Source organism: Mesorhizobium quangtriensis (assembly GCF_040081925.1).
Classification (GTDB): domain Bacteria; phylum Pseudomonadota; class Alphaproteobacteria; order Rhizobiales; family Rhizobiaceae; genus Mesorhizobium_K; species Mesorhizobium_K quangtriensis.
This window is the reverse complement of the sequence record NZ_JBEBMF010000002.1, coordinates 142,630-159,591: the sequence shown is the minus strand read 5'-3', so window position 1 is coordinate 159,591 and position 16,962 is coordinate 142,630. Positions and strand designations below refer to the sequence as shown.

At 63.7% G+C, this 16,962-nt stretch carries 20 protein-coding genes; 10 read left to right on the top strand and 10 right to left on the bottom strand.

Features of this window, described 5'->3' with window-relative positions; all coding sequences use genetic code 11:
- Positions 1 to 45 precede the first annotated feature (45 nt).
- Positions 46 to 1,830, top strand: coding sequence for a single-stranded-DNA-specific exonuclease RecJ (gene recJ, locus ABMA32_RS09435; RefSeq protein WP_349013521.1), 1,785 nt, complete (start codon positions 46 to 48; stop codon positions 1,828 to 1,830).
- Between the two features lie 12 nt (positions 1,831 to 1,842).
- Here the strand turns inward: recJ and ABMA32_RS09430 are convergent, their stop codons facing one another.
- The 3 genes from ABMA32_RS09430 to folE all read right to left on the bottom strand — a co-directional run bounded on the left by ABMA32_RS09430 (position 1,843) and on the right by folE (position 3,997).
- Positions 1,843 to 2,814, bottom strand: a complete 972-nt coding sequence (locus ABMA32_RS09430) for a patatin-like phospholipase family protein (RefSeq protein WP_349013520.1) — start codon at positions 2,812 to 2,814, stop codon at positions 1,843 to 1,845.
- 84 nt (positions 2,815 to 2,898) lie between these two features.
- Positions 2,899 to 3,357 carry a phosphoribosyl-AMP cyclohydrolase gene (hisI, locus tag ABMA32_RS09425; protein ID WP_349013519.1) on the bottom strand — a complete coding sequence of 153 codons (459 nt, stop codon included), beginning with the start codon at positions 3,355 to 3,357 and terminating at the stop codon, positions 2,899 to 2,901.
- 7 nt (positions 3,358 to 3,364) lie between these two features.
- Positions 3,365 to 3,997 carry a GTP cyclohydrolase I FolE gene (gene folE, locus ABMA32_RS09420; protein ID WP_349013518.1) on the bottom strand — a complete coding sequence of 211 codons (633 nt, stop codon included), beginning with the start codon at positions 3,995 to 3,997 and terminating at the stop codon, positions 3,365 to 3,367.
- Between the two features lie 211 nt (positions 3,998 to 4,208).
- On the opposite strand from folE, the gene ABMA32_RS09415 reads away from it, so the two are divergent.
- Complete coding sequence (locus tag ABMA32_RS09415; RefSeq protein WP_349013517.1) at positions 4,209 to 4,655, top strand: iron-sulfur cluster assembly scaffold protein; 447 nt, start codon at positions 4,209 to 4,211, stop codon at positions 4,653 to 4,655.
- Positions 4,656 to 4,666: 11 nt separating this feature from the next.
- Here ABMA32_RS09415 and ABMA32_RS09410 read toward each other — a convergent pair whose 3' ends face one another.
- Complete coding sequence (locus tag ABMA32_RS09410; protein ID WP_349013516.1) at positions 4,667 to 5,569, bottom strand: LysR substrate-binding domain-containing protein; 903 nt, start codon at positions 5,567 to 5,569, stop codon at positions 4,667 to 4,669.
- Between the two features lie 90 nt (positions 5,570 to 5,659).
- Here ABMA32_RS09410 and ABMA32_RS09405 point away from each other — a divergent pair, with 90 nt between their 5' ends.
- Complete coding sequence (locus ABMA32_RS09405; RefSeq protein WP_349013515.1) at positions 5,660 to 5,806, top strand: hypothetical protein; 147 nt, start codon at positions 5,660 to 5,662, stop codon at positions 5,804 to 5,806.
- Here the strand turns inward: ABMA32_RS09405 and ABMA32_RS09400 are convergent, their stop codons facing one another.
- On the bottom strand, positions 5,807 to 6,850 hold the full coding sequence (locus tag ABMA32_RS09400) for an LLM class flavin-dependent oxidoreductase (RefSeq protein WP_349013514.1): 1,044 nt from the start codon (positions 6,848 to 6,850) through the stop codon (positions 5,807 to 5,809).
- A 137-nt stretch (positions 6,851 to 6,987) separates the two neighbouring features.
- Here ABMA32_RS09400 and yidD point away from each other — a divergent pair, with 137 nt between their 5' ends.
- Together yidD and thrS are read left to right on the top strand one after the other, a co-directional pair.
- On the top strand, positions 6,988 to 7,356 hold the full coding sequence (gene yidD / locus ABMA32_RS09395; RefSeq protein ID WP_349013513.1) for a membrane protein insertion efficiency factor YidD: 369 nt from the start codon (positions 6,988 to 6,990) through the stop codon (positions 7,354 to 7,356).
- A gap of 65 nt (positions 7,357 to 7,421) precedes the next feature.
- On the top strand, positions 7,422 to 9,485 hold the full coding sequence (thrS, locus tag ABMA32_RS09390; protein ID WP_425475510.1) for a threonine--tRNA ligase: 2,064 nt from the start codon (positions 7,422 to 7,424) through the stop codon (positions 9,483 to 9,485).
- A 42-nt stretch (positions 9,486 to 9,527) separates the two neighbouring features.
- Here thrS and ABMA32_RS09385 read toward each other — a convergent pair whose 3' ends face one another.
- Positions 9,528 to 9,797, bottom strand: a complete 270-nt coding sequence (locus tag ABMA32_RS09385; RefSeq protein ID WP_349013511.1) for a hypothetical protein — start codon at positions 9,795 to 9,797, stop codon at positions 9,528 to 9,530.
- Between the two features lie 82 nt (positions 9,798 to 9,879).
- Entirely contained in the window at positions 9,880 to 10,374 is a 495-nt protein-coding gene (locus ABMA32_RS09380; protein ID WP_349013510.1) for a BA14K family protein, read from the bottom strand.
- 292 nt (positions 10,375 to 10,666) lie between these two features.
- Here ABMA32_RS09380 and ABMA32_RS09375 point away from each other — a divergent pair, with 292 nt between their 5' ends.
- The 3 genes from ABMA32_RS09375 (at position 10,667) to dusA (ending at position 12,668) form a co-directional block, all read left to right on the top strand.
- Entirely contained in the window at positions 10,667 to 10,969 is a 303-nt protein-coding gene (locus ABMA32_RS09375) for a DUF982 domain-containing protein (RefSeq protein WP_349013509.1), read from the top strand.
- Between the two features lie 21 nt (positions 10,970 to 10,990).
- Positions 10,991 to 11,272 (top strand): DUF982 domain-containing protein, encoded by a 282-nt coding sequence (locus ABMA32_RS09370; protein WP_349013508.1) that lies wholly within the window; start codon positions 10,991 to 10,993, stop codon positions 11,270 to 11,272.
- 439 nt (positions 11,273 to 11,711) lie between these two features.
- A complete protein-coding gene (gene dusA, locus ABMA32_RS09365) occupies positions 11,712 to 12,668 on the top strand; it encodes a tRNA dihydrouridine(20/20a) synthase DusA (RefSeq protein WP_425475509.1) in 957 nt (318 codons plus the stop codon).
- Here dusA and ABMA32_RS09360 read toward each other — a convergent pair.
- Together ABMA32_RS09360 and ABMA32_RS09355 are read right to left on the bottom strand one after the other, a co-directional pair.
- Positions 12,665 to 13,366 carry a TIGR02281 family clan AA aspartic protease gene (locus ABMA32_RS09360; RefSeq protein WP_349013507.1) on the bottom strand — a complete coding sequence of 234 codons (702 nt, stop codon included), beginning with the start codon at positions 13,364 to 13,366 and terminating at the stop codon, positions 12,665 to 12,667. The genes dusA and ABMA32_RS09360 overlap by 4 nt on opposite strands.
- 1 nt (position 13,367) lies before the next feature.
- Positions 13,368 to 13,598: a DUF1289 domain-containing protein gene (locus ABMA32_RS09355; protein WP_349013506.1), complete on the bottom strand. Its 231-nt coding sequence runs from the start codon at positions 13,596 to 13,598 to the stop codon at positions 13,368 to 13,370.
- 135 nt (positions 13,599 to 13,733) lie between these two features.
- Between ABMA32_RS09355 and ABMA32_RS09350 the strand changes: the two genes are divergently transcribed.
- Positions 13,734 to 14,738, top strand: coding sequence for a nicotinate-nucleotide--dimethylbenzimidazole phosphoribosyltransferase (locus ABMA32_RS09350; RefSeq protein WP_349013505.1), 1,005 nt, complete (start codon positions 13,734 to 13,736; stop codon positions 14,736 to 14,738).
- 3 nt (positions 14,739 to 14,741) lie between these two features.
- Here the strand turns inward: ABMA32_RS09350 and ABMA32_RS09345 are convergent, their stop codons facing one another.
- Entirely contained in the window at positions 14,742 to 16,265 is a 1,524-nt protein-coding gene (locus ABMA32_RS09345; protein ID WP_349013504.1) for a sensor histidine kinase, read from the bottom strand.
- 76 nt (positions 16,266 to 16,341) lie between these two features.
- Between ABMA32_RS09345 and ABMA32_RS09340 the strand changes: the two genes are divergently transcribed.
- Positions 16,342 to 16,944, top strand: coding sequence for a thermonuclease family protein (locus ABMA32_RS09340; protein ID WP_349013503.1), 603 nt, complete (start codon positions 16,342 to 16,344; stop codon positions 16,942 to 16,944).
- The last annotated feature ends 18 nt before the right edge of the window (positions 16,945 to 16,962 follow it).

The window sequence follows — 16,962 nt, the reverse complement described above, 5'->3', positions numbered from 1 at the left end:
GGCCGTGCTCGTCGCCTATCGTCGCGCCCGGACGAGCGGGTAGCGATGGCGGACAAGCGTATATTCCTCGATGTCAGGCATTCTGTGACCGGGCTCTGCTGGGAGCATCGTCTCACCGAGCGGCAGGAATTGGCCGCGCTGACCATCGCGCAGACGCATGGCGTGCCGGATATCGTGGCGCGCGTTCTGGCGGGACGGGGCGTTGCGCCGGAAGAAACCGAACGTTTCCTCGACCCGACGATCAAGGATCTGCTGCCCAACCCGGCCTCGCTGACCGACATGGAGCGGGCCGCCGAGCGTATCGCCGCCGCCATCCGCAACCGGGAGAAGGTCGCCATCTTCGGTGACTATGATGTCGACGGCGCCGCGTCCTCGGCGCTGCTGAAGCGCTTCCTCGACTTCTTCGGCATCGAGTCCGAAATCTACATCCCCGACCGCATCTTCGAGGGTTACGGGCCGAACCCCGAAGCGATGCGCGAACTGGTCTCGCGTGGAGCGAAGCTGATCGTCACCGTCGATTGCGGCACTAACAGTGCGCCGTCCGTCGACGCAGCCTTGCAGGCCGGCGCGGAAGTCGTCGTGCTCGACCACCATCAGGTCGGCGGGCCGTTGCCGATGGCTGTCGCCGTCGTCAATCCCAACCGCGATGACGATCTGTCGGGGCAGGGGCATCTGTGCGCGGCGGGCGTGGTGTTCCTGACGCTGGTGCAGACTGCCCGCGTTCTAAGGCTGCAACGGCCCGACGCGCCGCAGCCCGACCTGCTTTCCATGCTCGATCTTGTCGCGCTGGCAACGGTCTGCGATGTGGTGCCGCTCGTCGGCGTCAACCGGGCCTTCGTGGTCAAGGGGTTGGTCGTCGCCCGTCAGCAGAAGAACGCCGGGCTTGCCGCGCTGGCGCGCGTGTCACGGATAGGCGAGCCGATCAGCGTGTTCCACCTGTCCTTCCTGATCGGGCCGCGCATCAACGCCGGCGGGCGCATCGGCGATGCGGCGCTGGGCAGTCGTCTTCTGGCGACAGACGATCCAGTCGAGGCCGGGCAGATAGCCGAGACGCTCGACCGCCTGAACCAGGAGCGCCAGCAGATGGAGCAGCAGATGCTGGTCCAGGCGCGGGCCGAGGCCGACGCGGAGCTTGCCGGCGGCGCCGGCCCGGCGATTGTGGTCACCGCGAGCCGGGACTGGCATCCAGGCGTCGTCGGACTGCTTGCGTCGCGGCTGAAGGAACATGCGCGGCGTCCTGCTTTCGCGATTGCCTTCAATGCCAACGGGGTCGGCACTGGTTCCGGCCGCTCCATTGCCGGCTTCAATCTCGGGCGACTGGTGCGCGATGCGGCCGAGGTAGGTCTTATTGTCAAGGGTGGCGGCCACGCGATGGCGGCCGGCATCACGGTCGAGCGCGACAAGCTTGGCGCATTGCGCGCCTTCTTCGAGGAGCGCGCGGCGCAGGATGTGTTCCGGCTTCAGGACGAGGAGGTGCTCGACATCGATGCCGCGCTCGCCGCCGAGGGCGCGACCCTCGATCTTCTGGAAACGCTCGACCGGGCAGGGCCGTTCGGCGCGGGTCACCCCCCGCCGGTCTTCGCGCTGCCGCGCCATCGGCTGGAGGATGCGCGGCTCGTCGGCACGAACCATATCCGCGCCGACCTGCGCTCGGCATCAGGCGGCCGTATCCAGGCGATGGCCTTCAGGGCGGCCGGCACCGTTCTCGGCGATTTCCTCTTCGCCAGCCGCGGCCAGACGATCCACGTCGCCGGTTCGCTGTCGGGCAGTTATTGGAACGGCAACCGCAAGGTGGATTTCCGCATCATCGACGCAGCGTTAGCGGCTTAATCTACCGGAAATTCAGGTCAGGACTGTCTGCAGCCTTTGCAGGTCGGCGACATGCGCCTTCGTCGTCTCGTAGCCGATGCGGATCGCTTCGTCGGCGCGATGGAACTCTGTCAGCCCGATATGGCCGAGTTTCGGCTGCAGCGACATGTCCGGCGGGTCGCCGGCAAGGCGCGCACGCGAAATGCGGTCCTGGATGATGTTGAATGCCTCCACCATCACGCCGGTTACGCCAAGGCGCGACTCTTTCGAGCGCGAGTCGGCATGGAACCGCTGGGCCGGCGTCGCATCGTGCTCGACCACCAGTTCGCCCGCGCTGTGCTTGATGACGGCAGCGCGGCCGAACAGATCATAATGCAGGTTCACGGCGACGACGAGCGGCTGCTCGTAGGCGCGGCAGACCGATACCGGGACGGGATTGACGAGCGCGCCATCCACCAGCACGCGTCCGTTGGTCGGCACCGGCTCGAACACGCCCGGCAGCGCATAGGATGCGCGCATGCCGGTGATCAGTGAGCCACTCGACAGCCAGATTTCATGACCAGTGCGGATCTCCGACGCCACGCAGACGAACGTCTTCGGCAGGTCCTCGAACCGCATGCCGTTCAGATGTTCGCGCAGCTTGGTGTCCAGCTTCATGCCGCCGAACAGCCCGTTACCACCCAAATTCAGGTCGAGCAGGCCGAAAATGCGGCGCTTGGTGAGGCTGCGCGCGAATTCCTCGAGTTCATCGAGCTTGCCCGCGAGATAGCAGCCGCCCACCAGCGCGCCAATCGAGGTGCCAGCGATCATCGAGATTTCAACGCCGGCCTCGTCCAAAGCTCTCAGCACGCCGATGTGGGCCCAGCCGCGCGCAGCGCCGCCGCCGAGCGCGAGCGAAATGCCGGATTTCTTCTGAGGTTGAGGATCGGCAACACCGCCTGACGATGCGGGGCCATTGGCCTCCCGCACATCGGGTCTGCTGCGAAATGACGCCCATTCGAGCATCACCAACTCCCTATAACCGGCTCCACTTTAGGCCGGCCGCGTATCGAAATAGTGAATCTGTGTACCGGCCAGCGGCAAGAAGGTTCACGAATTGCTGCTGTAGGTCTTTTGGGCATCGAACAGTGGCTTGCTGCCGTCGTTCGATAAGGTTGCCTTGCCGTCGATCAGTTCCACCGTCCGATAGAAGCAGGAACGCCGGCCGGTGTGACAGGTTGCGTCGTGGCCCGCGACTTTTACGGTTAGCAGGACCGCGTCCTGGTCGCAGTCGGTGCGCATTTCCACCACCTGCTGGATATTCCCCGAGGTTTCGCCCTTCTTCCAGAGGCTGCCCCGCGAGCGCGACCAGTAGTGGGCGATGCCGGTTTCCAGTGTCAGCTCCAGAGCCTCGGCGTTCATATGCGCAAGCATCAGCACCATGCCGTCGCGCGCATCCGTCACCACGGCGGTCACCAGCCCGTCGGCATTGAAGCGCGGCGAGAAATCGGAGCCTTCCTCCCGCGCCTTCTTGTCGGCCGGCGGCTGGGGAAATGTCATCGACGTCATGGGCTGATCAGCTTGCCTGCGCGAGGCCGCGCACCATGGTGATGAAGCGCACCTGCTCCTCCGGCGTGTCCTTGAAGGCGCCTGTGAAGGTCGTTGTCAGCGTCGTCGAACCCTGCTTGCGAATGCCGCGCATCGCCATGCACATGTGCTCGGCCTCGATCATCACGGCGACACCGCGCGGATTGAGCGTTTCCTGGATCGCAGCGGCGACCTGCGCGGTCAGCGCCTCCTGCGTCTGCAGGCGATGGGCGAAGATGTCGACCACGCGCGCGATCTTGGAGAGGCCGACGACCTTGCCGTCCGGCAGGTAGCCGACATGCGCCTTGCCGATGATCGGCAGCATGTGGTGCTCGCAATGCGAATGGAACTCGATGTCGCGCACGACCACGAGATCGTCATAGCCGGCGATTTCCTCGAAGGTGCGGCCAAGCTCGTCGGCCGCCGACTGCTCATAGCCGGAAAACAGCTCGCGATAGGCCTTGGCGACGCGCTTCGGCGTGTCGATCAGCCCTTCGCGGGTGGGGTCATCGCCCGTCCAGCGCAACAGCACGCGCACGGCATTCTCGACCTCGGCCTCGCTCGGACGCGTGGTTTCCGTGTTGGCCGGAACCGGCACGATCTTCTTGATGACGGCGTCCATCAGGTGTCTCCCGTAGTTCCCCTCTACGGAGGAACGAGTTGAACGGATCACAGCCTTCCATGGGAACCGCCCACAGCTGCGAAGCATGTTCCACGTGGCCGCACTGCCTTGCCGCCGATGGAACGCGAGCACTATATATGGTCGGCCAGTGCGAAAGGAAGATGCGCAGGCCGCGACTCTCGTTCGCTGTATGGCGACGGATTGGAAAAGAATGATCGACGACGTCTATAATGCGAAAATCCTCGGTTTTGCCGGGAACATCGCGCGGATCGGCCGCCTCGAGCATCCCGGCGCTACGGCGAAAGCCCATTCCAAGCTCTGTGGCTCAACTGTTCTGGTCGATCTGACCATGCAGGACGGCGTGGTGACGGATTTCGCCCATGAAGTGAAGGCCTGCGCTCTTGGGCAAGCTTCCTCGTCAATCATGGCTCAGCATGTCGTCGGGGCGACCGCTGAGGAATTGCGCGCCGTCCGCGACACCATGCTGAAGATGCTCAAGGAAAACGGCCGTCCGCCAGAGGGCCGGTTCGACGACCTCAAATATCTGGAACCTGTGCGCGACTACAAGGCGCGGCATGCTTCGACGATGCTGACTTTCGACGCGGTGGTCGACGCCATCGGCCAGATCGAGAAAAAGCGCGGGGAAGCTGCGGCTTAGGATCAAGCTGGTCAGGCCTTGCGCAGAATCTCCTCCTGCAGCCATTCCACGAATGCACGGGCCGCAATGCTGAGACGATTGAAGTCCGGCGCCACCAGCCAATAGGCTCCGCACGAGACGTCATAGGTTTCCCGCGCAAAGGGACAGACGAGTCGACCCGCTCTTATGTCGTCTCCATTCAGGATCCGATCACCGAGCGCAATGCCGTGGCCGAGCTTCGCAGCCTGCATCGCGAGCGCGGCCTCCGCATAAACCGGTCCTCGTCGTACGGCCATCTCCGCAAAGCCCAGTTTCGTGAACCAGTTCGCCCAGCCATCCCGGTTGTAGTCGTGCAGAAGCGTGTAGTTGCTGAGGTCGGCGGGCGAAGTGATCGGCACGCCAGATGCAAGGAGTTCCGCCGTCATGACCGGCGTCGTCTCCACGTTGATCAGGTGGCGCGATTCCGTGCGGGGCCAGGATGTGGCTGTTTCTCCGTAGCGCACCGCGAGGTCTGCCTCCTGGCCACGGAATTCGATCAGACGCAATTCGGAATCCACCGAAATGTCGATATCGGGGTACTGTGCCTGAAAGGAATTGAGCCGCTGGATCAGAAATTCGCCTGCAAAGGACGGTTCGACGTTTACCCTCAGCGCGCTTGGAGCCGCCTTCGACATGATCACGGACAACTGTCGATCGATGTCGTCGAAGCTGGTCGTCAACTGTGCGAGTAAGGCGGCGCCTGCCTCCGTCAACGCTACTCGCCGATGCAGCCGCGCAAACAGGGCGAGACCTAGCAGTTCTTCGAGTTCCCTGATCTGCCGGCTGATTGCCGCCTGCGAGACGTAGAGCTCCTCGGCTGCCCTGCTGAAGCTCAGGTGGCGGCCGGCGGATTCGAAGCTGCGCAGGGCGGTGAGGGGCAGGCGGCCACGCTTCATTCGCATAACCTCAAGTCATACGAAGCCGAAATTATACTCGTTTGAAGGAAAGCGCCAGCGCCGGTCTAATCCTGTCCAAGGAGTACGGCCATGAACGACTATCTGGACATCTTCAACGACGTCATCCGGCTGGCCACCCTGCAGCCGCGGCATCGCGAGCGCCACACTTCGTTTCCCCGGTTTGACGAGCCGCGACGCGAGCGGTTTGCGCCCGCTTCGCGCCATCAGCGCTTCTAGTCAGGCTGAGGTGAGGATATCGCGCACCATCGGGATGACCTTGGTCCCGTAGAGCTCGATGCTCTTCATCATGTGTTCGTGGCCAAGCGTGCCCGACGAGTATTTCATGTCGAAGCGGCTCACGCCGAGCGCCTTGATGGTCTTGGCGATTTTCCTCGCCACCGTTTCGGGCGACCCGACATAGAGCGAACCCATATCCGCCTCGGCATTGAAGCGTGTGATGTTGGTCGGTCCCCAGCCTCGCTCGCCGCCGATGCGGTCGTGGATCGCCTTGTAACCCGGCCAAAGCTGCGTGCGCGCTTCCTCGTCCGTTTCCGCGACATGGCCCGGCGAATGCACACCCATCGGCAGCGCAGGTTTCTGCAACTGCTCGGCCGCGCGATGATAGAGGTCGACGAACTGGCGGAAGCGGACGGGATCGCCCCCGATGATGGCGAGCATCATCGGCAGTTCGTACTGCACCGCGCGGACGACGGATTCCGGGCTGCCGCCGACGCCGATCCATGTCTTAAGGGTACCGTTTTCCACCTGCGGATAGACGATCTGGTCCTTCAGGCCGGGATGGATCGAGCCTTTCCACGTCACCGGTCGCTGCTTCAGCAAGGCCGAGAAGAGGTCTAGCTTTTCGGAAAACAATTTTTCGTAGTCGCTGAGCGCAAAGCCGAAGAGCGGGAAGGATTCGGTGAACGAGCCGCGTCCGAGGATCACTTCCGCGCGGCCGTTCGAGATCGCGTCGATGGTCGAGAAGCGCTGGAACACGCGGATCGGATCGTCGGAACTCAGCACCGTCACGGCCGAGCCGAGATGGATACGCTTTGTGCGCGAGGCGATTGCCGCCAGCACGACATCAGGCGCGGAGATCGCGAAATCGTCGCGATGATGCTCGCCGACGCCGATGAAATCGATACCGACCTCGTCTGCCAGCAATCCTTCCTCGACAACGTTCCGGAGAACCTCGGCCAGCGACAGCAGCTTACCGTCCTTGTCGACGGTCACGTCGCCGAACGTGTCGAGTCCGAGTTCTACCTGCTGCGTGTCTGACATGGCTTCGCTTTCGGCTGGTTTGCGGAATGTGCTTGGGGATTTACGGGGCGATACTTAGGTTGGCGGTACAAAGCAATCAAACCGGCATCGGTGAACAGACTGTCGGCAACACTCCAAAAGGCACCTTTAGGTAACCCGTGAGCGGCCATTCGCATCCTCATCCAGCGCCAAGGCGTCCCAGCCGCAACTGGCAGGGGCCTTGGCGCAAGACGCCGGGTCGGCTGGCCGGGACATCGCTGGTGCGTCTCTACCAGCTCACCCTGTCCGGCTTCATTGGCAATTCCTGCCGGCATCTCCCGACCTGCTCGGAATATGCCTATGAGGCGATCGCCCGCCATGGCCTGTGGGCCGGCGGCTGGATGGGATTGTTTCGCGTCGTGCGGTGTGGACCTGGCGGCACACATGGCCTTGATGCGGTGCCGGAAACGCTTGGCGGCCGATATCGCTGGTTCACGCCGTGGCGCTACTGGAGCTTTGGCCGCAAGGCCGGCAAATCCGCCCTTTGACACGGGACTTTACCAGCGGCGGCATGGCGCTTATGTAGCAGCCGGCCGCTGCCGATCGCCTTGCGATGCCGCCGCGGCCATTCGACCACACCACCCGCGCTCGTTTGTGGGACTGGATCAGGAGAAGGCAATTGGCAAACGTTTCCCTCAAATTCCCCGATGGTTCCGCGCGCGAGTATGACGCCGCCACAACCGGCGAAGCTCTCGCTGAATCGATCTCGAAGTCGCTTGCGAAGAAGGCCGTTGCCTATGCGCTGGACGGCACCGTGCGCGACCTGTCGGACCCGATCGGCCGTTCCGGCGCAGTCGAAATCCTGACGCGCGACGATCCGCGCGCGCTAGAACTCATCCGCCACGATGCAGCCCACGTGCTGGCCGAGGCCGTGCAGGAGCTGTGGCCCGGCACGCAAGTGACCATCGGCCCGGTCATCGAGAACGGCTTCTACTACGACTTCGCGCGCAACCAGCCGTTCACGCCAGAGGATTTTCCCGCCATCGAGAAGAAGATGCGTGAGATCATCGGCCGCAACAAGCCATTCACGAAGACGCTGGTCTCGCGTGATGACGCGAAGAGATTCTTCCGCGACAAGGGCGAGAACTACAAGGTCGAACTGGTCGACGCGATCCCCGAGGGACAGGACATAAAGTTCTATTCGCAGGGTGAATGGGCCGACCTCTGCCGCGGCCCGCACATGGCCTCCACGGGGCAGGTCGGCAATGCCTTCAAGCTGATGAAAGTGGCCGGGGCATACTGGCGCGGTGACGCCAACAATCCGATGCTGACGCGCATCTACGGCACGGCCTGGGCCGATCAGGCGCAGCTCGACCAGTATATCCACATGCTGGAAGAGGCCGAGAAGCGCGACCACCGCCGTCTCGGCCGCGAAATGGACCTGTTCCACTTCCAGGAAGAGGGGCCGGGCGTCGTCTTCTGGCACGCCAAGGGCTGGAAGATGTTCCAGAACCTGATTTCCTACATGCGCCGCCGCCTCGGCGACGACTATCAGGAGGTCAACGCGCCGCAGGTTCTCGACAAGTCTTTGTGGGAGACCTCCGGCCACTGGGGCTGGTATCAGGAGAACATGTTCGCGGTGAAATCCGCGCATGCCTTCACGCACCCTGAAGACGAGGAGGCCGACCAACGCATCTTCGCGCTCAAGCCGATGAACTGCCCCGGCCACGTGCAGATTTTCAAGCACGGACTGAAGTCCTACCGTGATCTGCCGCTGAGGCTCGCCGAATTCGGCAGCGTGCATCGCTACGAGGCTTCCGGCGCGCTGCACGGTCTGATGCGCGTGCGCGGCTTCACGCAGGACGACGCGCACGTCTTCTGCACGGAAGAGCAGCTTGAGGCGGAAATCCTCAAGATCAATGACCTGATGATGTCGGTCTACGCCGATTTCGGCTTCGATGCGGTCGAGGTGAAGCTCGCCACGCGGCCGGAAAAGCGTGTCGGCACGGATGCGGCTTGGGATCACGCCGAGGACATCCTTCGGCGCGCGCTCGCCCGCATGGCGCGCGAGGACAATCGCATCAAGACCGGCATCAACGAGGGTGAGGGTACGTTCTACGGCCCCAAGTTCGAGTACACGCTGAAGGATGCCATCGGCCGCGAGTGGCAATGTGGCACGACGCAGGTCGACTTCAACCTGCCGGAGCGGTTCGGCGCCTTCTACATCGGCTCGGATTCGGAGAAGAAGCAGCCCGTCATGGTGCATCGCGCCATCGCCGGTTCGCTGGAGCGCTTCCTTGGCATACTGATCGAAAGCCATGCCGGCGTGATGCCGCTCTGGTTTGCGCCGGTGCAGGTTGTGGTCACCACAATTACCTCCGACGCTGACAATTACGCGCGGGAGGTTGTGGCGAAGCTCAAGGACGCGGGGCTGAACGTCGAGATCGACCTGCGCAACGAGAAGATCAACTACAAGGTCCGCGAGCACTCATTGGCCAAAGTGCCGGTCATCCTGGTCTGCGGCAAGCGCGAGGCTGAGGAAGGCACGGTCAACGTTCGCCGCCTCGGTTCACGGGACCAGCAGTCGATGACGTTTGACGCCGCGCTCGCTGCACTGGTGGACGAGGCGACCCCGCCGGACATCAAGCGCAAGCGCGTGGAAAAGGAGGCAGCCTGATATCACCCCGATACGCCGGACAATCCGGCGTCTCGGCCGTATTCAGCAGCCTATCCCGTAGGCTCCCGGTCGGCAGCGCGGCTTCATCACCGGCACCTCTATGCGCGGCTGTCGCTGGCGCATTTCAAGACCTTGCACGTCGCGATTGATCTGCTGCTGAAGCCGGAAATTCTCTCGCTGCTGCCGGTTCTGCAGATTCAAGGTATCCCCGACGCTCAGCTGTGGGACGACGATCGGTGGATTCGTCTGTGCCGCGGCCGGCAGGCTGGCAAACGCCAGTCCGCCTGCAAGAGCAAGGATCGATTTCGTCATCGTAGCCATGGCCGATAGATAGGACCGACACACGCCTTAGCCAAGCCGTGCTCTGCTCATGCTAACCGCTCGATTCGTCCGGTCAGCAATTGCCCGCAGCCTGCAACCGTTCGGTGCAGGTAATGTCGCTGCCGTAGGGGCGCGCGTAGTAGCCATCCCTGTAGCCGTCACGATAGCCCGCTCTGTACGAAGATCCCGCCGGCGGATAGTAGGCTGGCGCGGTTTCATAATAGCGTGGCGCATAATACCGGGGCTGATAATAGCGCGGATAATAGCCGCCGCCGTAATAGGCATTGCCATAGTAATTGTTACCGTTGGCGATCGCGCCGCCGATCAGAGCGCCGGCGACAAAAGCGCCTGCCGGGAACCACCAGCCGTTATTGTAGCGGTATCCAGGGCGGTAACCCCTGTAGCCGCGATAGCCGCGATACCAGCCGTCGCGAACATGGATCACGTCGCTCTGCGCCTCGGCCGCCTTCAAGCGGACAAGCGGGGCGGCGCCCAGCGAGGTGATGCCTGTAACGGAAACAGCCGCGGCGAGGATCGCCGCGGTCAAACCTGTCTGGAGCTTTCGCATGGTAATGTCCTCGTCGAGAACGCATTGATGCTGTTAATAACGACAAGATTGCGTTTATTGTTCCACAACGGCCGGCTTCTGTCGATGGATGTTCGCCCTGACTTGGGCAAATGGCCGGACCTCGCGAGCTCCCGGCACCGATTGATATTACCGGCACGGGATCGGCAAATGGCCTTTTTCGCAGGGTATTGACAGTGAAAATCAGGCTTCACATATCTTGGCACGTCAGTTTCCAAGGCATGGAAACAGGATACTCAAACAGTTGAAATCGTTCGAACTATTGGAGATTTCGATGAGCGCGAGAACGTTCGAAGAACCGGTCTTCGTGAAGGCCGGAGAAGGTCTGGTCGAAGAGATTGCCACCCTTGAGGACGCCTTCGATTTCCTGGACCGTTGGCCGAAAAATCGCAGAGGCGTGATCTACGAGACGGCGCGGCGGGCCTGTAGCCGCGCGTTTGACAGCGACTACCCGCTGCCTGCGGCGCGCGAGGCCTTCAGAGGCTTCGCCAGGTGGGCAAGGATTCTCGAGGATGTCACCGTGCCTTTGCCCTGGATGGTGTCGAAACCCGGCCAGGGCGGCGGGGCTGTCGCGTAGCCGTCGGACAGGGAGGTTTCGATGCTTTCGCAGCCTTTTGAAGAGCCTGTTCGGGTGTGGGTCGGACTCGGGTTTCCGCGTCAACTGAACTCGGTCGTCGACGCCTACCAGTTTGCGATGGAATACTGCGGCAATAGTCCCGAGCAGAGGGCCGCGATCCGCGCCTGCAAGGCGGCACTGGCCGGCGATATAGACGCAGAGACTGCCCGCGGCGTGTTTGTGGCCTTTGCAAAGAAAAAGGGACTGATCGCCGAAGGATGGTTTCCAGTGCCGCGCAGAGGCGGCCGCGCCGATCACGTCTGACATCCGGACGCCCGGCTTCTGCGCCGGGCGTCTTTTCCGGAGCGCACCCCTGGTCCTGGGAACACCGTCTCACGTTCGCCTGGAACCAATAGGCACCTCCAGCGGTTATTTGGTCCGGCAAATCTCGCCGGAGCCTCTCTGCATGACTTTCACAACGATCGCGATCGTAGTTGGTGTTCTAGCCGGCCTAACCCTTGGTTTCTTATTTGGAGTCCTGTTGCCGGGTCTCGCCGCTGGCGCAGCGGCGGGCGTTCTCGCAGCCGGCGTTATGGACGACGTGGCCGACCGCAGGACAAGCCCTTAGTGCAATATTGGCCAGGGTTTGCCGTATTTCTCCGTTCTGGTAAGTGTCCCCTTTCTCGAAAGCGCGCAAAGGGAAACTTCGGATTTGTACCAAACAGACCGGATAACCGGTAATCCAAAGCTCGCGATCGCACCTATGATGGACTGGACGGATCGGCATTGCCGTTTCTTCCATCGCCAGTTGACGCAGCGTGCGCTGCTTTACACCGAGATGGTGGTCGCGGATGCGGCCATTCATGGCAAGCGCGAACGGCTGCTTGGTTTCGACGCCGAAGAGCATCCCGTCGCGCTGCAGCTCGGTGGCTCCGATCCCGCGAAACTCGCCGAGGCGGCAGCGATCGGCGAAGGCTTCGGCTACGATGAAGTCAACCTGAATGTCGGCTGCCCGTCCGACCGCGTGCAGTCGGGCACGTTCGGCGCCTGCCTGATGAAGACGCCAGCGCTGGTGGCCGATTGCGTCGCGGCCATGAAAGCGGGTGTGAAGATTCCGGTGACGGTGAAATGCCGGCTCGGCGTTGATGAGCAGGATATCGAGACCGCGCTCGACGCGGTCGCGGACGGTGTTTTCGCTGTGGGCGCAGATGCGCTCTGGGTGCATGCGCGCAAGGCCTGGCTGGACGGGCTGTCGCCGAAGGAAAATCGCGACATCCCGCCGCTCGACTATGGCCGCGTCTATCGTCTGAAGGAGCGCTATCCGGACCGCTTCATAGGCATCAACGGCGGTATTCCGGGTATGCCGGAGGCCAAGGCGCATCTGGCGCATGTCGACGGCGTCATGCTGGGCCGTGCCGCCTATCACACGCCGGGCATCCTCTCCGAAGTCGACGCGCTTCTTTATAGCGAACCGCCGCAGCCTTTCGATCCCGATGCGCTGCTGGAGACCATGTGCGCTTACGCCGAGCGCCACATCGCCGCCGGCGGCAGGCTCGGCCATGTCACGCGCCACATGGTTGGCCTGTTTCATGGGCTGCCGGGTGCCCGACGCTTCCGGCAGATATTGTCGGAGCAAGCCAATCGTCCTGGCGCGGGTGCTGAAGTGCTGCGCGAGGCATTCGCGGCAGTGGACCGCGTTGCCGATCAGGCTGCTGCCTAATCCCTCATAACCAGCCGGTCGCCGCGCACGTCGAAGCCAGACAGCGTGCCGATGAAGTTCATGCCGAGCAGGCTTTGGCCGAGCTGGCCTGACGGTACGACCAGAAGCGGGACGTTCCTGCGTACGATGTCGCCGACGGCGATGTCGTCGGCGACCACGCGGGCAGCGTTGGTGGTGCCGTTGGCCGTGGAAACCGGGATGTTGAAGACTAGCGCCTGCGTGTCGAAGCCGGCGCGCTCGGCGTCTGTGGCGGTCAGCACGGTGGTCGTCGCGCCTGTGTCGACCATGGCGCGGATCTGCGTGCCGTTGACAGCGACGTTGGCTTCGAAATGTCCGTTCATCTGCTTTTGCAGGGTCACCATGGCGCGGCCGTCTTCGTCGGTCATCGACAGCGGGCTGGGCGGGATCGCGCCGGCGGTGACCCGGCTTGCGACGTCCTGCAATTCGTAGCGGTATTCGTAGCTAACCATCAGTGCCAGGACGATCAGCAGCCAGACCGCCAGGGTCCGCACCGTCTGGCCGAACCGCTGGCCCGAGGCCAGGATGCCTGTGCAGAGCACCGCCCCGAGCGCCGATAGGTAGACGAGCCTGCCAAAGCTGTCCGTGCTCAACCCAAGGACCTCACCACTCGAATCCGCGATGACGAGGATGATCAGGCCGACCGCGAGAATGCCGATGCCGATCCAGAGTATGCGCATGTCAGACTGTACCGCGCTCGCGCGCCATGCGCGTGCGGCGCGTTTCGCGACGGGGGCGGCGCTCGACGGTTTCCAGACGCGCCGGCAGCAGCGCCATCACCTCGCGCCGCCGCTCGGGCGTCATGTTGAGCCAAGCAGAAATCTCGTCGCGCGTCCGGCCGCAGCCGAAGCAGTAGCCGGTCTTCATGTCGACCGAGCAGACAAGGATGCAGGGGGATTCGATAGCCGCCATGCTCCTCACATGGGACAAGCGGCTACGCGATGCAAGTCCGCGATCTTGGCCCAGCGCCGTTCGGCGGCCTTGCGGGATTGTGTCTGCGGGCAGGGGCCGGTATGCCGCTGCGGACTCCAAACGGGACCGCCACGCATGACCAGTGCGCTACCCTTCGACGATTTCCGCGACCTGATGCAGGCGCTGCCGCCGATCGATTCAGCCGCCGCGGCGCGCGTGCGGGAGTTGTTCGCAAAGACCGCGAGCCCGCCCGGCTCGCTCGGACGCGTGGAGGATGTCGCGGTGTGGCTCGCCAAAGCGTCCGGCAAAGCGCCGCCCATGATCCACCGACCGCTGGTGGCAATCTTCGCCGGCAATCATGGCGTGGCCGTGCATGGCGTTTCCCCTCTGCCGGTCGAAGCGACTGCAAAGTCCGTCGAGCTATGCGCGGCGGGCGGTGCGGCCATCAATCCGGTCTGCCTCGCCCATGATCTCGGGCTCAAGGTCTTCGATCTCGCCTTGCATCTGCCGACCAGTGACATAACCAGCGAAGCCGCACTCGATGAGCGCGGTTGCGCCGCCACCATGGCGTTCGGCATGGAAGCCCTTGCGGGCGGGACCGATCTGTTGTGCCTCGGCGACATCGGCGTCGGCAACTCGACGGTCGCCGCGGCGATGCTGTGCATGCTTTACGGCGGGGCGGCCGCCGACTGGGTCGGTCCCGGCTCGGGCGCTGACGACGCCATGCTCGCCCGCAAGATTGCAGCGGTGGACGCGGCCGTCGCCTTGCACGGCGCGTATCGAAAGGACCCGTTCGAGGTCCTGCGCCGCGTCGGCGGAAGGGAATTCGCGGCAATCGCCGGCGCCATCATTGCGGCGCGGGCGCAGAACGTGCCTGTCATCGTCGATGGTTACGCCGCAATCGCCGCGCTCTGTGTGCTCCATGCCGTCAATCCGGCGATTACAGCCCACTGCCTGCTTGCGGTACGGCTGACCGATCCCGGCTTGGCCCGGGCGTCCGAGCACCTCGGGCTGGAGCCGCTGCTCGATCTGCGGCTGTCGCATGGCGAAGGGGTCGGGGCAGGGCTTGCGGCCGGCGTCGTCCGTGCCGCCGCGCTTGTCAGTTCAGGCATAGCGGCGGCTGTCGGGCGTCCCGCCTGAAGCTCAGGCTCGCCCTGTTCCAGCCTTTCGTATCGTCGGCAGGGGCGCCAGCGCCTCCATCACGCGCGACGGCGGAAAGATCGCGATGGCCTCGGTGCCCTCGCGCAGCTTCGAGTGAAGCTCGAACTCGCCGCCATGCAGCGCGATCAGCCCCTGCACGATGGGCAGGCCGAGGCCTGTGCCCTGTTCGGCGCTCTTGATTGCGATGGAGCCCTGTCCGAAGGCCGAGAGCACGACCGGAATCTCATCCTCGGGTATGCCCGGACCGCCGTCCTTGACCGAAATGTACTGGCCGCCGCCGGCGGTCCAGCCGACGCGCACCAGCACGTCGGTCCCGGGCGTCGCGAACTTGACCGCGTTCGACAGAAGGTTCAGCGTGATCTGCCGGACGGCACGCTCGTCAGCCAGCAGTCGCGGCAGGTGGGCCTCGAAACGCTGGACGATGCGGATGTCCTTGGCGCGGGACCTCAGTTCCATAAGGTGGCAGCAATCCTCGACGATGGACGCCGCATCGACCGCCTCCTCGTTGAGCTGGTAGCGGCCAGCCTCGATCCGCGACAGGTCTAGGATCTCGTTGATCAGGTCGAGCAGGTGCTGGCCGGAGGAGTGGATGTCCTTGGCATAGTCGCGGTAGGTCGGGTTCTCCATGGGTCCGAGCACTTCGCTGCCCATCACTTCCGAGAAGCCGAGAATGGCGTTGAGCGGCGTCCTCAGCTCATGGCTCATCGAGGCCAGGAAGCGCGATTTGGCGAGGTTTGCTTCCTCCGCGCGACGCCGCGCTTCGTCGGACATGGCCTTTGCGGTGTCGACCTCGGCGATCAGTGCATCCTTTTCAGATCTGAACGACAGCAGCGTCAGCGCGGCGCGGTTCATGGAGCCGGCGACGTAGGCGAAGAAGGGAAGCGAGGCGACAAGAAGCCCGGTGACGAGGATCTCCAGCGGCGTCCAACTGGTGACCGCGAGCAGCGCGTAGGCCGCGACCGGCAGCGCGAAGGTGGTGGCCAGCGCGCCGCGCAGGAGCGAGGCGATCAGCGCTGTCGCGGCTATGGCGAGCAGCAGGACAAGGCCCTTGATGATGGTGAACTGATCGGCCTGGCAGGCACTGCAGCCGACAACCGCGAAATAGGCCCAGCCGATGCCGCTCAGGAAGTGGGCGAGAAGAAAGTTTCGTTTGGTCTTCGACACATCCAGCCGCGCGGTGTCGGTCCCGTCAGCGCGCCTCGCCACCAGTGCAAGCACGGCATAGCCTGCCAGCGCTATGACCATCCAGGCCAGCATCTCGTCGTGGATGCCGGCTTGGAAGCCGACGGCCCCGATGATCAGGATCATGAGGGGAATTGCCAGCGCGACGCGCACCATGGCGCGCGCATGCAGCTTCAGGAGATCGCGGTCGAAGGTCAGGTTGCCAGGCTGGCGCGAGAGCTGGTCACGCGTCTTGCGCACCGCGCGAGCCACGTCGCTGTTGCGATGCGGCTTCCTGCGGTCCACAATGATCTTGTCAGCCGTGTTCGACCCTAGCAACGGCATGGACTTCTTACTTGCACGCGCACAGCACCCCGGTTCCGGTACGCTACGGCGGAATGATTAAGACATTGTTTGCCATATGCTGAAAATGCGCGCTGCCCCGCGCCGCAGGCGTGGCCAATCATGGTCGAGACGACTTTGGGACGCCGTACTTGCTATTGCGATTCTGGGACTTCTGCTGCTGCTGGCCGCGCGGCTCGACCGCAGCGAGACCCACACTCTGGAAGGCCGCGTGACCGTCAACGACGGCGACTCCCTGACACTCGACGGCGCACGGATAAGGCTGCGCGGGATCGATGCACCGGAATTCGATCAGGTCTGCAAGCGTGCCGGCGTCGACTATCCCTGCGGCAAGCTCTCCCGCGGGGCGCTGGTGACGCTGATCGGCGGTCGCGCGGTTTCCTGCGAAGGCGGCGAACGCGATCGCTACGACAGGCTGCTTGCGACATGCAGGGTCGGCGATATCGAGCTCAACCGTGCGCAGGTCGAGGCCGGTTGGGCCGTCGCCTATGGCGCCTACCGCTCGGAAGAAGAGGCCGCACGGCGCGAGAGTGCCGGCCTGTGGTCGGGATCCTTCGATCGGCCGCAGGACTGGCGCAGGACGCATGGCGGCATGGTAGAGACCGAGCACGTGCTGCCCGGCATTCTGGACTGGCTGCGCAGCCGGCTTGGACTCTCGTGATGTGGGGCATATATCGGC

What these genes read in the sequence shown, in the direction of transcription:
- recJ (WP_349013521.1), top strand. Translation starts at nt 46, where the DNA reads ATGGCGGACAAGCGTATATTCCTCGATGTCAGGCATTCTGTGACCGGG.
- ABMA32_RS09430 (WP_349013520.1), bottom strand. Translation starts at nt 2,814, where the DNA reads ATGCTCGAATGGGCGTCATTTCGCAGCAGACCCGATGTGCGGGAGGCC.
- hisI (WP_349013519.1), bottom strand. Translation starts at nt 3,357, where the DNA reads ATGACGTCGATGACATTTCCCCAGCCGCCGGCCGACAAGAAGGCGCGG.
- folE (WP_349013518.1), bottom strand. Translation starts at nt 3,997, where the DNA reads ATGGACGCCGTCATCAAGAAGATCGTGCCGGTTCCGGCCAACACGGAA.
- ABMA32_RS09415 (WP_349013517.1), top strand. Translation starts at nt 4,209, where the DNA reads ATGATCGACGACGTCTATAATGCGAAAATCCTCGGTTTTGCCGGGAAC.
- ABMA32_RS09410 (WP_349013516.1), bottom strand. Translation starts at nt 5,569, where the DNA reads ATGAAGCGTGGCCGCCTGCCCCTCACCGCCCTGCGCAGCTTCGAATCC.
- ABMA32_RS09405 (WP_349013515.1), top strand. Translation starts at nt 5,660, where the DNA reads ATGAACGACTATCTGGACATCTTCAACGACGTCATCCGGCTGGCCACC.
- ABMA32_RS09400 (WP_349013514.1), bottom strand. Translation starts at nt 6,850, where the DNA reads ATGTCAGACACGCAGCAGGTAGAACTCGGACTCGACACGTTCGGCGAC.
- thrS (WP_425475510.1), top strand. Translation starts at nt 7,422, where the DNA reads ATGCCGCCGCGGCCATTCGACCACACCACCCGCGCTCGTTTGTGGGAC.
- ABMA32_RS09385 (WP_349013511.1), bottom strand. Translation starts at nt 9,797, where the DNA reads ATGACGAAATCGATCCTTGCTCTTGCAGGCGGACTGGCGTTTGCCAGC.
- ABMA32_RS09380 (WP_349013510.1), bottom strand. Translation starts at nt 10,374, where the DNA reads ATGCGAAAGCTCCAGACAGGTTTGACCGCGGCGATCCTCGCCGCGGCT.
- ABMA32_RS09375 (WP_349013509.1), top strand. Translation starts at nt 10,667, where the DNA reads ATGAGCGCGAGAACGTTCGAAGAACCGGTCTTCGTGAAGGCCGGAGAA.
- ABMA32_RS09370 (WP_349013508.1), top strand. Translation starts at nt 10,991, where the DNA reads ATGCTTTCGCAGCCTTTTGAAGAGCCTGTTCGGGTGTGGGTCGGACTC.
- dusA (WP_425475509.1), top strand. Translation starts at nt 11,712, where the DNA reads ATGATGGACTGGACGGATCGGCATTGCCGTTTCTTCCATCGCCAGTTG.
- ABMA32_RS09360 (WP_349013507.1), bottom strand. Translation starts at nt 13,366, where the DNA reads ATGCGCATACTCTGGATCGGCATCGGCATTCTCGCGGTCGGCCTGATC.
- ABMA32_RS09355 (WP_349013506.1), bottom strand. Translation starts at nt 13,598, where the DNA reads ATGGCGGCTATCGAATCCCCCTGCATCCTTGTCTGCTCGGTCGACATG.
- ABMA32_RS09350 (WP_349013505.1), top strand. Translation starts at nt 13,734, where the DNA reads ATGACCAGTGCGCTACCCTTCGACGATTTCCGCGACCTGATGCAGGCG.
- ABMA32_RS09345 (WP_349013504.1), bottom strand. Translation starts at nt 16,265, where the DNA reads ATGCCGTTGCTAGGGTCGAACACGGCTGACAAGATCATTGTGGACCGC.
- ABMA32_RS09340 (WP_349013503.1), top strand. Translation starts at nt 16,342, where the DNA reads ATGCTGAAAATGCGCGCTGCCCCGCGCCGCAGGCGTGGCCAATCATGG.